At 60.4% G+C, this 13,731-nt stretch carries 15 protein-coding genes; 12 read left to right on the forward strand and 3 right to left on the reverse strand.

Going from position 1 to position 13,731, the window contains the following annotated elements; genetic code table 11:
• The first annotated feature begins 151 nt into the window (after positions 1–151).
• From JFT44_RS19510 to JFT44_RS19550, 9 genes are all read left to right on the forward strand, one after another.
• Complete coding sequence (locus tag JFT44_RS19510) at positions 152–1,279, forward strand: branched-chain amino acid ABC transporter substrate-binding protein (RefSeq protein WP_057958730.1); 1,128 nt, start codon at positions 152–154, stop codon at positions 1,277–1,279.
• A gap of 228 nt (positions 1,280–1,507) precedes the next feature.
• A complete protein-coding gene (gene livH, locus JFT44_RS19515; protein WP_057958729.1) occupies positions 1,508–2,431 on the forward strand; it encodes a high-affinity branched-chain amino acid ABC transporter permease LivH in 924 nt (307 codons plus the stop codon).
• Positions 2,428–3,681 (forward strand): high-affinity branched-chain amino acid ABC transporter permease LivM, encoded by a 1,254-nt coding sequence (locus tag JFT44_RS19520; RefSeq protein ID WP_032858082.1) that lies wholly within the window; start codon positions 2,428–2,430, stop codon positions 3,679–3,681. Before livH ends, JFT44_RS19520 begins: the two co-directional genes overlap by 4 nt.
• Entirely contained in the window at positions 3,678–4,445 is a 768-nt protein-coding gene (gene livG, locus JFT44_RS19525; RefSeq protein WP_057958728.1) for a high-affinity branched-chain amino acid ABC transporter ATP-binding protein LivG, read from the forward strand. Before JFT44_RS19520 ends, livG begins: the two co-directional genes overlap by 4 nt.
• Entirely contained in the window at positions 4,446–5,147 is a 702-nt protein-coding gene (locus tag JFT44_RS19530) for an ABC transporter ATP-binding protein (protein WP_029297115.1), read from the forward strand.
• 235 nt (positions 5,148–5,382) lie between these two features.
• A complete protein-coding gene (locus JFT44_RS19535) occupies positions 5,383–5,685 on the forward strand; it encodes a DUF2282 domain-containing protein (protein WP_057439836.1) in 303 nt (100 codons plus the stop codon).
• Positions 5,686–5,709: 24 nt separating this feature from the next.
• Positions 5,710–6,591: a DUF692 domain-containing protein gene (locus JFT44_RS19540; protein WP_057958727.1), complete on the forward strand. Its 882-nt coding sequence runs from the start codon at positions 5,710–5,712 to the stop codon at positions 6,589–6,591.
• Complete coding sequence (locus JFT44_RS19545) at positions 6,588–7,352, forward strand: DUF2063 domain-containing protein (RefSeq protein WP_057958726.1); 765 nt, start codon at positions 6,588–6,590, stop codon at positions 7,350–7,352. The genes JFT44_RS19540 and JFT44_RS19545 overlap by 4 nt, the downstream gene beginning before the upstream one ends.
• Entirely contained in the window at positions 7,349–7,834 is a 486-nt protein-coding gene (locus JFT44_RS19550) for a DoxX family protein (RefSeq protein ID WP_057439839.1), read from the forward strand. Before JFT44_RS19545 ends, JFT44_RS19550 begins: the two co-directional genes overlap by 4 nt.
• Here the strand turns inward: JFT44_RS19550 and JFT44_RS19555 are convergent.
• A complete protein-coding gene (locus JFT44_RS19555) occupies positions 7,831–8,739 on the reverse strand; it encodes a LysR family transcriptional regulator (RefSeq protein ID WP_057439842.1) in 909 nt (302 codons plus the stop codon). The genes JFT44_RS19550 and JFT44_RS19555 overlap by 4 nt on opposite strands.
• Positions 8,740–8,843: 104 nt before the next feature.
• On the opposite strand from JFT44_RS19555, the gene JFT44_RS19560 reads away from it, so the two are divergent.
• Positions 8,844–9,443 (forward strand): short chain dehydrogenase, encoded by a 600-nt coding sequence (locus JFT44_RS19560; protein WP_128593658.1) that lies wholly within the window; start codon positions 8,844–8,846, stop codon positions 9,441–9,443.
• On the opposite strand, the gene JFT44_RS19565 is transcribed toward JFT44_RS19560, so the two are convergent.
• The gene (locus tag JFT44_RS19565; protein WP_198831043.1) at positions 9,444–9,800 is read right to left on the reverse strand and encodes a hypothetical protein; all 357 of its coding nucleotides are present in this window, start codon (positions 9,798–9,800) and stop codon (positions 9,444–9,446) included.
• A 170-nt stretch (positions 9,801–9,970) separates the two neighbouring features.
• Here JFT44_RS19565 and JFT44_RS19570 point away from each other — a divergent pair, with 170 nt between their 5' ends.
• The gene (locus JFT44_RS19570) at positions 9,971–10,642 is read left to right on the forward strand and encodes a COG3650 family protein (RefSeq protein ID WP_115127548.1); all 672 of its coding nucleotides are present in this window, start codon (positions 9,971–9,973) and stop codon (positions 10,640–10,642) included.
• A gap of 106 nt (positions 10,643–10,748) precedes the next feature.
• Positions 10,749–12,362, forward strand: a complete 1,614-nt coding sequence (locus tag JFT44_RS19575) for an NAD(P)/FAD-dependent oxidoreductase (RefSeq protein ID WP_057958721.1) — start codon at positions 10,749–10,751, stop codon at positions 12,360–12,362.
• A gap of 67 nt (positions 12,363–12,429) precedes the next feature.
• On the opposite strand, the gene JFT44_RS19580 is transcribed toward JFT44_RS19575, so the two are convergent.
• Complete coding sequence (locus tag JFT44_RS19580) at positions 12,430–13,524, reverse strand: PLP-dependent cysteine synthase family protein (RefSeq protein WP_057439850.1); 1,095 nt, start codon at positions 13,522–13,524, stop codon at positions 12,430–12,432.
• Positions 13,525–13,731 lie beyond the last annotated feature (207 nt).

Raw genomic sequence — 13,731 nt, forward strand, 5'->3', positions numbered from 1 at the left:
AGCCAGCTTTTCAAGCGATCAACCGGCGCTCTACACTGTACCGGTACAGTTGCCAGGCCGCTGCCGGGGGATATCCGAGATATCTGATCCGGTTCTGTAGCCCACAAGGCCGCTAGAACTATAAAAAATACAACAGTAAGAGTGGAGCACTATGAATAAGGCTACTAAGCAGATTTCCAAACTGTTTGCCGCTATGGTCCTGGCTGGGGTTGCCGGCCATTCGTTCGCAGCTGACACCATCAAGATCGGTATTGCCGGCCCTAAAACCGGCCCTGTGACCCAATACGGCGATATGCAGTTCATGGGCGCCAAGCAAGCCATCAAGGACATCAACGCCAAGGGCGGTGTCGATGGCAAAATGCTTGAGGCCAAGGAATACGACGACGCTTGCGACCCTAAACAAGCCGTTGCCGTCGCCAACAAAGTGGTCAACGACGGCGTCAAGTTCGTGGTCGGCCACCTCTGCTCCAGCTCCACTCAACCTGCAACCGACATCTACGAAGACGAAGGCGTGATCATGATCACTCCGGCGGCTACCAGCCCGGAAATCACCTCCCGTGGCTACAAGCTGATCTTCCGTACCATCGGCCTGGACAGCGCCCAGGGCCCAGCGGCCGGCAACTACATCGCCGACCACGTCAAGCCGAAGGTCGTGGCAGTCCTGCACGACAAGCAACAATACGGTGAAGGCATCGCCACCGCCGTTAAGCAGACCCTCGAGAGCAAAGGCACCAAGGTTGCTGTGTTCGAAGGCCTGAACGCCGGTGACAAGGACTTCTCCTCGATTATCCAGAAGCTCAAGCAAGCCAACGTCGACTTCGTCTACTACGGCGGCTACCACCCAGAACTGGGTCTGATCCTGCGCCAATCCCAGGAAAAAGGCCTGAAAGCCAAGTTCATGGGCCCGGAAGGCGTGGGCAACGACTCCATCTCGCAAATCGCCCAGAAAGCCTCCGAAGGCCTGCTGGTCACCCTGCCGAAATCCTTCGACGCCGACCCTGCGAACAAGGCCATCGTCGACGCACTCAAGGCTGACGGCAAAGACCCAAGCGGTCCGTTCGTGTTCCCAGCCTACTCGGCGGTTGAAATCATCGCGGGCGGCATCGCAGCTGCCAAAAGCGAAGACACCACCAAAGTGGCAGAGGCCATCCACGCGGGTACCTTCAAGACCCCGACCGGCGACCTGAGCTTCGATAAGAACGGCGACCTGAAAGACTTCAAGTTCGTGGTCTACGAATGGCACTTCGGTCAACCAAAAACCGAAGTTTCCCCTCAGTAAGCCAGGCGTTACTGGATAACAAGCCCACTGTGCAAGCAGTGGGTTTTGTTTTACGAGGTTTATGGGCCACGCACCCGCGATCCGGGCGCTGGTTCACCTGAAAATCTTAAAACCGTCACCAGCGGTTCGCTGGCAAATGCTTTGTGCAAATGTGCTCACAGAACACAGCACCGAGCAGGAAGATGACTCCACCAGTGAAATGCGTATCGGGTTTTTAGGAGCGCTGTAATGCCTGAGATCTATCATTTTTTCCAACAGTTGGTTAATGGCCTGACCATTGGCAGCACCTATGCCTTGATAGCCATTGGCTACACAATGGTTTACGGCATCATTGGAATGATCAACTTCGCCCACGGCGAGGTGTACATGATTGGCTCCTACGTGGCGTTTATCGCCATTGCCGGGCTGGCCATGATGGGTATCCACTCCCTGCCGCTGTTAATGACTGCCGCGTTCCTTGCGTCAATCGTCGTAACCAGTGCCTACGGCTACAGTATCGAACGTGTTGCGTACCGCCCCTTGCGTGGCAGCAACCGCCTGATCCCGTTGATTTCTGCCATCGGCATGTCGATTTTCCTGCAGAACACCGTATTGCTGTCCCAGGACTCCAAGGACAAGTCCATTCCCAACCTGATCCCGGGGAGCTTTTCCTTCGGTCCAGGTGGTGCAGAAGAAGTGCTGATTTCCTACATGCAGATCCTGGTCTTCGTCGTCACCCTGGTGGCCATGCTGGGCCTGACCCTGTTCATCTCCCGCTCCCGTCTGGGGCGCGCCTGCCGGGCCTGCGCCGAAGACATCAAGATGGCCAACCTGCTGGGTATCAACACCAACAACATCATTGCCCTGACCTTCGTCATCGGCGCCGCACTGGCCGCCGTCGCTGCCGTGTTGCTGAGCATGCAGTATGGCGTGATCAACCCCAACGCCGGCTTCCTGGTGGGGCTCAAAGCCTTCACTGCGGCGGTCCTCGGCGGCATCGGCAGTATTCCGGGCGCGATGCTCGGCGGGCTGGTGCTGGGTGTGGCCGAAGCCTTTGGTGCCGATATCTTCGGCGACCAGTACAAGGACGTGGTGGCATTCGGCCTATTGGTTCTGGTGCTGTTATTCCGGCCGACCGGCATCCTGGGCCGTCCGGAGGTTGAGAAAGTATGAGCAGATATCTTAAATCGGCGTTTTTCAGCGCCTTGCTGGTATGGGCCGTGGCCTTTCCGGTACTCGGGCTCAAGCTGAGCATTGTCGGGATCAACCTTGAAGTACACGGCACCGGGCCAGTCACCCTGACCATCATTGCCCTGTGCTCGGTGCTGATGTTCCTGCGGGTGCTGTTCACCCAGCAGGTCGGTGCGCTGCTCAAGTCCAACCGTGGCCCGCTGGTCTCGCCCAAGGTCAGCCAGTTCCTGACCCTGCCGCGCACCCAGCGCTACATCATCATCGGCCTGATCGTGGCCGCGTTGATCTGGCCATTCTTCGGCTCCCGTGGTGCGGTGGATATCGCCACCCTGATCCTGATCTACGTGCTGCTGGGCCTGGGCCTGAACATCGTGGTGGGCCTCGCGGGCCTGCTCGACCTGGGTTATGTGGGCTTCTACGCAGTAGGTGCCTACACCTACGCGCTGCTCTCGCACTACCTGGGCTGGAGCTTCTGGATCTGCCTGCCTCTGGCCGGCATGGCGGCGGCCACCTTCGGCTTCCTGCTGGGCTTCCCTGTGTTGCGCCTGCGCGGTGACTACCTGGCCATCGTGACCCTGGGCTTCGGTGAAATCATCCGTCTGTTCCTGCGTAACCTCACCGATATCACCGGCGGCCCCAACGGCATCAGCAGCATTCCCAAGCCAACGTTCTTCGGCTTGTCGTTTGATCGCTCCGCTGCCGAAGGCATGCAGACCTTCCACGAGTACTTCGGGATTGCCTACAACCCGGTGAGCAAGGTGGTGTTCCTGTACCTGGTCGCCCTGTTGCTGGCCCTGGCCGCGCTGTTCGTGATCAACCGCCTGCTGCGCATGCCGATCGGGCGTGCCTGGGAAGCGCTGCGTGAAGACGAAATCGCCTGCCGCGCGCTGGGCCTGAACCCGACCGTCATCAAGCTCTCGGCCTTCACCCTGGGTGCCGCGTTCGCCGGTTTTGCCGGTAGCTTCTTTGCCGCTCGCCAAGGCCTGGTGACACCGGAATCGTTCACCTTCATCGAGTCGGCAATCATCCTCGCCATCGTGGTATTGGGTGGCATGGGCTCGCAGTTGGGCGTGATCCTTGCGGCCATCGTGATGATCCTGCTGCCGGAACTGATGCGTGAATTCAGCGAGTACCGCATGTTGATGTTCGGCGCCATGATGGTGCTGATGATGATCTGGCGCCCTCAAGGCCTGCTGCCCATGCAACGTCCACATATGGAGCTGCGCAAATGAGCCGCGAGATCCTGAAAGTCGAAAACCTGAGCATGCGCTTCGGCGGCTTGCTGGCGGTCAATGGCGTCGCCCTGACCGTCAAAGAGAAACAAGTGGTCGCGTTGATCGGCCCCAACGGCGCCGGCAAGACCACGGTGTTCAACTGCCTGACCGGTTTCTACAAACCGGCCGGTGGCAGCATCCTGCTGGACGGCCAGCCGATCCAGGGCCTGGCCGGTCACGAGATCGCCCGCAAGGGCGTGGTGCGGACCTTCCAGAACGTGCGGTTGTTCAAGGACATGACCGCCGTGGAAAACCTGCTGATCGCCCAGCACCGGCACCTGAACACCAATTTCTTCGCGGGCCTGTTCAAGACCCCGGCGTTCCGCAAGAGCGAGCGCGAGGCCATGGAGTACGCCGCGTACTGGCTGGACAAGGTCAACCTGACCGAGTTTGCCAACCGCCCGGCCGGCACCCTGGCCTACGGTCAGCAACGGCGCCTGGAAATCGCCCGCTGCATGATGACCCGCCCGCGGATCCTGATGCTCGACGAACCGGCTGCCGGCCTCAACCCCAAGGAAACCGAAGACCTCAAGGCGTTGATCGGTGTGCTGCGTGAAGAAAACAACGCCACCGTGCTGCTGATCGAACACGACATGAAACTGGTCATGAGCATTTCCGACCATATCGTCGTGATCAACCAGGGCGCGCCATTGGCCAACGGGACGCCGGAGCAGATCCGCGACAACCCGGAAGTGATCAAAGCCTATTTGGGGGAAGCGTAAATGCTGCAATTCGAAAACGTTTCCACTTTCTACGGCAAGATCCAGGCCCTGCACGACGTCAACGTGGAAGTGCGCCAGGGCGAGATCGTCACCCTGATCGGTGCCAACGGTGCCGGCAAATCCACCTTGCTGATGACCTTGTGCGGCTCGCCCCAGGCTCACAGCGGCAGCATCCGCTATATGGGTGAGGAACTGGTGGGCCAGCACTCTGCGGCGATCATGCGCAAGAGCATTGCCGTGGTCCCGGAAGGCCGTCGGGTGTTTGCCCGCCTGACCGTGGAAGAGAACCTGGCCATGGGTGGGTTCTTTACCGACAAGGGCGACTACCAGGAGCAGATGGACAAGGTGCTGCACCTGTTCCCTCGGCTCAAGGAGCGCTTCAGCCAGCGCGGCGGCACCATGTCCGGTGGCGAACAGCAGATGCTTGCCATCGGCCGTGCGCTGATGAGCAAGCCCAAGCTGCTGCTGTTGGATGAGCCGTCCCTGGGCCTGGCCCCGATCATCATCCAGCAGATCTTCGACATCATCGAGCAACTGCGCAAGGACGGTGTGACGGTGTTTCTGGTGGAACAGAACGCCAACCAGGCACTGAAAATTGCCGACCGCGCCTATGTGTTGGAAAACGGCCGGGTAGTGATGCAGGGCAGCGGCGAACAACTGCTGACCGACCCGAAAGTGCGCGAGGCTTACCTCGGCGGCTAGGGTCTGAATGTGGGAGCGGGCTTGCCCGCGAAGGCGGTGTGTCAGTGCCGGATGGTTTGGCTGACACACTTCTATCGCGAGCAAACCCGCTCCCACATTTGCTTTGTGTGAACCGTAGAATTTGCGTTGTTTTAACTTTTCTTCGAACCACCTGTAACGATCCCCTCCCCCCTTTCTCTAGTGGGGTATGCAAGCACAATCGCTTGCTTACCCACCTCACTGCTGGAGAAACACCATGACCACCCGTTCGCTGTCCGCCGCCACCCTCGTCCTCGCCCTGGGGTCGGCCTTGAGCCTGAGCACCCTGACCACTGTCGCCCATGCCGACGACGCGAAGATGGAAAAATGCTTCGGCGTCGCCCTCAAAGGCAAGAATGACTGCGCCGCAGGCCCCGGCACTACCTGTGCGGGCACCTCGAAAACCGACTACCAGGCCAACGCCTGGAACCTGGTCCCTGAAGGCACCTGCGTGAAGATGGAAAGCCAAACCTCGCCGACAGGTTTTGGCCAACTGGAAGCCTTCAAGGCCAAGTCCTGAATTACCCCTGCCTGAGTACTGACGATGACACTTTCATCCCTGCCTGATGTCGCCCAGGCTCAGGCACCCGGCCTTGCGTGCCGGGCCGGGCTGGGGCTCAAGAGCGAACACTGGCATACAGTGCTCGCCACCCTGCCCGATATTGGTTTTTTTGAAGTCCACGCCGAAAACTACATGGTGGCCGGCGGGCCTTTTCATCACTACCTGGGCCTGATCCGCGAGCAGTATCCGCTGTCACTGCATGGCGTCGGCCTGTCCATCGGCGGCGAAGGCCCGCTGAGCCAGGCCCACCTGGCGCGCCTGGCGGTACTGATCGAGCGCTATCAACCCCAGTCCTTTTCCGAACACCTGGCCTGGTCCAGCCACGGCCCGGTGTTTCTCAACGATCTGCTGCCCCTGGCCTATGACGACGCAACTCTCAAGCGAGTGTGCGAACACGTGGACCAGGTACAAACCACCCTCAAGCGGCCCATGCTGCTGGAGAACCCGTCGACCTACCTGCAGTTCCAACGCTCCACCCTGGATGAAACCGACTTTATCCGCGAGGTCATCCGGCGCACCGGCTGCGGTTTGTTGCTGGACGTGAACAATGTGTATGTGTCCTGCATCAATCATCAGCAGGATCCGTTGGCCTACCTCGATGCGTTGCCTTTGCACGCGGTGGGCGAGATTCATCTGGCAGGCTTTGCCGAAGACAGCGACAGCCTTGGTGATCGCCTGCTGATTGATGATCACGGCGCGCCCATCGACAACGCCGTCTGGCAGTTGTATCAGCAGGCCTTGCAACGCACCGGGCCGGTTGCGACGCTGATCGAGCGCGACAACGATGTACCGGCCTTCAGCGTATTGCACGCCGAAGCCCGGCAAGCCGAGCGCCACTTGCTGGCTGCGGCGGTGCGCCCATGAATGTGCTCGAACAGTTTGCAAAGGCCCTGTTGGCGCCGGGCCAGCCATGCCCGGAGGGTTTGTTCAGCCACAACGGCGCCGATCCCGCCAGCCGTTTTGCGGTGTATCGCAACAACGTCCACAGTTCGTTAATCAGCGCCCTGGCCGACGGTTACCCAGTAACCCGGCAACTGGTGGGCGATGGTTTTTTCCGCGCCATGGCCGGGTTGTATGTCCAGGCCTATCCACCCACCAGCCCACTGCTCAACGAGTACGGCAGCGACCTCGCCGCCTTTATCCAGGGCTTCGCCCCCGCCGCCAGCGTGCCTTACCTGGCGGACGTCGCGCGACTGGAGCACTTGCGGATCAACGCCTATCACGCCGCCGACACACCCGTCGCCGAGCCCCAGGCCGTCATCGACCAACTGCAACAGTTGCCCAGCCTGGGCAACGTACGCCTGCACCTGCACCCCAGCGTCAGCACCCTGCAGTCGAACTATGCCGTGGTGGCGTTATGGGCCGCGCATCAAACCACCGACACCGTCGCCAGCCTCAACCCCTGGCAGGAGCAAAGCGCGTTGATCCTGCGCAACGGCCTGGAGGTCGAGGTATTCGGCATCGACAGCGGCTGCGTGACGTTTATCAACAGCCTGGCCAACGATTGGCCCCTGGAAATGGCGGTGGCGTACGCCCTCGACGCAGCGAGCGAATTTGACCTGCACCACTGCCTGGGACTGCTGATCAACCACCGCGCCATCACCCATATCAAGGTACAACCATGAACACTGCCGCTACGCGCCTGATTGCACGCGCCACCCAAACCTTCGGGAACATCCCCTACAGCCTGATCGCCCTTATTGCACGCTTTTCCATGGCGGCGGTGTTCTGGAAGTCCGGCCAGACCAAGGTCCAGGGCTTCGCCGTCGACCTGATAGACGGCACCTTCGAACTGGGTGTGCCGCAGTTGGCCAACTCCACCGTGCCGTTGTTTAAAAGTGAATACCACGTACCGTTTGTACCCGCAGAAGTGGCGGCGTACCTGGCTACGTTCGCCGAGCATTTTTTCCCGGTCCTGATTCTGCTGGGTCTGGCCACGCGCTTTTCGGCCCTGGCCTTGTTGGGTATGACCCTGGTGATCCAGTTGTTTGTCTACCCCGACGCCTACCCGACCCACGGCACCTGGATCGCCTTGCTGCTGCTGTTGATGGCCAAGGGGCCAGGACGGGTGTCCATAGATCACTGGATTGCCCGGCGCTGGCGCTAAAGCCGGTCCAATGCCTCGCCATTGCGTTTGAACCAGCCCACCAGGTAATCGGCCAGTACTTGGGTACGGCGTGGCAACCCGCCCTGATAGGGGTGGACCAGGTACATCGGCTGGCTACGAGTCTGATAATCACGCAGGAGCCAACGCAGCCGGCCGTCAGCCAATTCCATCTGCAACAGATAGGAGGGCAGCCGTGCGATGCCGGCACCCACCAACGCAGCCTTTTTCAGCAGGTTGTAGTGGTTGGAGGCAAACGTGCCATCCACCCGGACCCGCAGCAATTCGTGTTGCTGGTGATACAGCCACTCTTCGCGACCACTGTAGTGGCTGTTGAGCAAGCAACGGTGGCCGACCAGCTCCGCCGGTGTCAGCGGTTCCCCGTGTTGCTCCAGATAGGCCGGGCTGGCGCAGGTCATTTCATGCCAGGCCAACAGCGGCCTGGCGACCAGCCTTTCATCGTTGGCCACCGCCGAGCGTACTGCCAGATCAAAACCGTCCCGCGCCAGGTCACGATAATTGTTGTTCAGATCCAGCTCGATCTGTACTTGCGGGTACTGCCGGGAAAACTCCAGCAACAGACCATCGAAGAAGGTTTCACCCAGGGAAACCGGAACGGTCATACGCACCGGCCCTGCCACATCGTCCTTGAGCCGCGCCAATGCCTGACGCGCGCGGTCGACCTGGATTACCAATGCCTGGGCCTGGGGTAACAGCGCCGCGCCGGCGGCAGTGAGGCTTAATCGACGGGTGGTGCGATGCAGCAACACCACCGAAAACTGCGCCTCCAACTGGCTGATGCGCTTGGACAACTGGCCCTTGCTGCACCCCAGTTGCTGGGCGGCCAGGGTAAAACTGCCGGCTTCGATCAACACCGCAAACGCCGCCAGATCATCCATCTCGCTCATGGATTGTTTCCAATTGAAAACCAAAGGTTGCCTATTAGTGCGCTTATCCGCAGAAAAAACCACTCTAGACTCAAGGCTCACCTGAACCTCTAGAGGAACGACACATGAAAATCCTGTTGATTGGTGCCAGCGGCACGGTGGGCTCGGCGGTCAAGGCAGAACTGTCCCAGCGCCATGAAGTGATCAGCATTGGTCGCACGAGCGGCGACTTTCACGTCGATATCAGCGACAGCGCTTCGATCCGCCGACTGTTTGCACAAACCGGCAAGTTCGACGCCCTGGTGTGCGCCGCCGGCAGCGTCAACTTTGTGCCCCTGGGCGAAATGGACGCCAGCCACTTCGACCTCGGCCTGCAAGACAAACTGATGGGCCAGGTCAACCTGCTGCTGATCGGCCGCGAATTTGCCAACGACGGTGCGTCCTTCACCTTCACCAGCGGCATCCTCAACCGCGACCCGATCCGCACCGGCGCCTCGGCGGCGCTGGTCAATGGCGCCATTGATGCTTTCGTCAAAGCGGCGGCAATTGAACTGCCACGGGGCCTGCGGATCAACTCGGTCAGCCCCAACGTACTGCTGGAGGCCATGGGTAGCTATGCGCCTTATTTCCGGGGCTTTAAGCCGGTGCCTGCGGCAGATGTAGCTTTGGCCTACGCCAAGAGTGTGGAAGGCTTACAGACCGGGCAGACTTACATCGTCGGCTGATCACTTGATCAGCGACGGCATCATCTCCAACAACTGATCGCGAGGGATGGAGAACCTCAGGCCCGGACCGTCGAGCACACCCTGGACCGTCGCCGTATTGAGCTGCCGGCCATTGAGGTACAGGGTCATCTGTTTATGCATGGCCGCCTGGGACAGCGCTTTCGTGCGCTCCTGGGCCTGCGGTGTGAGCGTCACGTCAACCTCGATAAACTCGGGGTGGAGGGCTTGGGCTTTTTTCAGGGTCAAGGTGATATCGGTGAAGTCGGTCTGTGAGGTATAGAACAGCTTGGCCGGCACCTCGGCCCAGGCCAGGGGTGCCACGCAGGCCAGGGCGAAAAGGGCCCATCGAATGTTCATATGAATGCGCCTTTCGAAAAACTTAAACTTGGCATAAGGCTTCCGTGACCTCCACGGGAAAAGGCTTAATTTCAGGCTCCGTTAAAATGCTGCAACCTAATCGCCCATCACCGACTTGTGATGCAGCGCCAGCCTGCGTAACGTGGCGGCACTTGTCAGGAGACCCGATAATGCGTGCCGCCCGTATCCTTGCTCTGTTTGCCCTACTGCCCCTGTTCACCGCCTGCCAGGTGTTTGAGCGCGACCCGGCCAAGCCGTCCACGGCGGGCCTGACCCGCATGCAGGGCGAGTTGACCGCCATCGGCGATAAACTGCTGTTCCAGCCCTGCCATGACCAGCGCAACTACGTGGTCAACGATACCGGCGGCACCAGCATCCTCCAGGAAGCGGCGTCCCTGGCCGGCCAGCAAGGGGCCTTGTTTGCCGACTTGCGCGGCAAGTTCTCCGGGGTCGCCAGCGGCACCCAGGGCCAGGTGGAGCTGCAGCAGCTGTACCGCGTCGAACGCTCGACCTCGGCCTGTGACGACCCGGACTTCAAGCGCATGATCCTGCGCGCCAACGGCCACAAACCCGCGTGGGCGCTGAATGTCACCAACAAGGGCATGGTCCTGCAGCGCGAGGGCCAGCCACCGCTGCCGGTACCTTATGTGGAAGAGCAACTGGGCGATGGCCGTTTCAACCTCACCACCGAAGCCAACGGCCAGAAGATCGAACTGTGGGTCGCGCCCCAGCGCTGCATCGACAGCGTCAGCGGCAGCCTGCAGCACATGAGCGCCGAACTTCGGATCAACGGCCAGGTGCAGCGTGGCTGCGCGGCGTTTGGCGGCTCGCGAGACGACTGATTCGGCCCTGCGCTGTTTTAGCATGACGGGAAACCGCCGTTGGGGCTTATAATCGCCGGTTTGCAAAACCGCCGGCCCTACCAAACGCCGCATACCGGATCCTGTCATGCTACGAATCACCGAACTCAAGCTGCCCATCGACCATCCCGAAGAAGACCTGCGGCCTGCGATTGTGCAGCGCCTGGGCATCGCCAGTGATGATCTGCTCGATTTCACCCTGTTCAAACGCAGCTACGATGCGCGCAAGAAATCATCGGAGCTGTGCTTCATCTACACCGTCGACCTTGAGGTCAAGGGCGAAGCCGCCCTGCTGCTCAAGTTCGCCGACGACCGCAATATCAACGCTGCACCGGATGTCAGCTACAAGGTAGTCGGCCAGGCGCCGGCCGACCTGAGCGAGCGACCGATTGTGGTCGGTTTCGGTCCTTGCGGGATTTTTGCCGGGCTGTTGCTGGCGCAGATGGGTTTCAAGCCGATCATCCTCGAGCGTGGCCGCGAAGTGCGCCAGCGCACCAAGGACACCTGGGGCCTGTGGCGCAAAAGCGTACTCAACCCCGAGTCCAACGTGCAGTTCGGCGAGGGCGGCGCCGGGACCTTTTCCGACGGCAAGCTCTACAGTCAGATCAAGGATCCGAAGTTCCACGGGCGCAAGGTGCTGCACGAGTTCGTCAAGGCCGGCGCGCCAGACGAAATCCTCTACGTCAGCAAACCGCATATCGGTACCTTCCGCCTGACCGGCGTGGTGGAAAACATGCGCCAGCAGATCATCGCCCTGGGCGGTGAGGTGCGTTTCGAACAGCGGGTCACCGACGTGCTGATCGAGGACGGCCAGTTAAATGGTGTGGTCGTCGATGGTGGCGAGCAGATCCTCTCCAGGCACGTGATCCTCGCCCTCGGCCACAGTGCCCGCGACACCTTCCGCATGCTCCACGGCCGTGGCGTATACATGGAAGCCAAGCCGTTTTCGGTGGGTTTCCGTATCGAACACCCGCAGTCGCTGATCGACGCCGCGCGCCTGGGCAAGTATGCCGGGCACCCAAAACTGGGGGCGGCCGACTACAAGCTGGTGCACCACGCCAAGAACGGCCGTTCGGTGTACAGCTTCTGCATGTGCCCGGGCGGTACGGTGGTGGCGGCCACTTCCGAGCCAAATCGGGTCGTGACCAACGGCATGAGCCAGTACTCGCGTAACGAGCGCAATGCCAACTCCGGGATCGTGGTCGGTATCACCCCGGAAGTGGACTATCCGGGCGGCCCGCTGGCCGGGATCGAGTTACAGGAGCGCCTGGAATCCCACGCGTTCATCCTCGGCGGCAGCAACTACGAAGCACCGGCGCAACTGGTGGGTGATTTCATCGCCGGCAAGCCGTCCACCGCTATTGGTAGCGTGGAACCTTCCTACAAGCCGGGCGTTGCCCTCGGCGACTTGGCCCTGGCCTTGCCAGACTTCGCCATCGAGGCCATCCGCGAAGCGTTGCCGGCCTTTGAGAAGCAGATCAAGGGCTACTCGCTGCATGACGCAGTCCTGACCGGGATCGAAACCCGCACTTCGTCGCCACTGCGGATCACCCGCGACGCGTCGATGCAGAGCTTGAATGTGAAAGGTCTGTTCCCGGCGGGTGAAGGCGCAGGTTATGCCGGCGGGATCCTGTCGGCAGGCGTTGATGGGATTCGGATTGCCGAAGCCGTGGCGCGCAACATCCTCGGGATCGAAGCCTGAGTAAACGCGCTCCATTGTGGGAGCGGGCAAGCCCGCCTCCCACAGTGATCGTCATGCGCCAGGCAGTTTAGATATTGGCGCGCAATACGCTGTCCGGCAACGGCTCGCCACGCTCGACACTGGCGGCAACCGCGTCGATCAACTCTTCCAGCGCATACCCCTGCCCAACCAGCCACGCATCGTCATAGTAGGTCGTGGCATAACGCTCGCCACCGTCACACAGAATCGCCACGATAGACCCCGACTCCCCCGCCGCCTGCATCTGCTGCGCAGCAATCAACGCGCCGATCAGGTTGGTGCCGCTGGATCCCCCGACCCGCCGTCCCAAGCGCTGCGCCAGGTAATGCATGGCAGCCAGCGACAAGGCATCCGGCACCTTGACCATTGCATCAATCACCTTGGGCAGGAACGACGCTTCCACCCGTGGCCGACCAATGCCTTCGATCCGTGAGCCGCAGTCCAGGCGCAAGCTGGCATCACCGCTCTGGTAATAATCGAAGAATACCGAACGCTCGGCGTCGGCACACAACACTCGGGTGCAATGCTGGCGGTAACGCACATAGCGCCCAAGAGTCGCCGTGGTACCGCCGGTACCCGGGCTGGAAATCAGCCAGCTCGGCTCTGGATGCCGTTCGAAGCGCAACTGCTGGAAGATCGACTCGGCAATATTGTTGTTCGCCCGCCAGTCGGTAGCCCGTTCGGCATAGGTGAACTGATCCATGAAGTGCCCACCGCTTTCCTGCGCCAGGCGCTCGGATTCGGCATAGATCTGCGTGGGGTCCTGCACCAGGTGGCTCTTGCCGCCATAGAAGGCGATCTGGGCAATTTTTTCCTGGGACGTGGTGGCCGGCATCACCGCAATAAACGGCAGGCCCAGCAAGCGCGCGAAGTACGCTTCAGAAATCGCGGTGGAGCCACTGGAGGCCTCGATCACCGGCGCGCCGGGCTTGAGCCAGCCGTTGCACAGCGCATACAGGAACAAGGAGCGGGCCAAGCGGTGCTTAAGGCTACCGGTGGGGTGGCTGGACTCATCCTTGAAATACAATTCGATTCCCGGTAAGCCCGGCAATGCCAGTGGGATCAGGTGGGTGTCGGCGCTGCGCTGGAAGTCCGCTTCAATAATACGAATGGCCTCTCGGGCCCACTGACGATGGTCGCTCATGCTCAAGTTCCATTAAATTTTCAGGCTTGATCTTAGGGTGTTTCCTACACTGCACACAGATACAGTCATGACTTAATTCGATACAGAATTGCTAGGCTTTGAGCCAATCCCTAGCACCGCACTTTTATATAACAAAAAAGAATATAACTTTTGTTTTAACAACTAACAGTACGGGTTAGGGTACGCCCCTATTGAACCTTGATTGGA

Source organism: Pseudomonas sp. MF5691, assembly GCF_016405645.1.
Taxonomy (GTDB): domain Bacteria; phylum Pseudomonadota; class Gammaproteobacteria; order Pseudomonadales; family Pseudomonadaceae; genus Aquipseudomonas; species Aquipseudomonas shahriarae.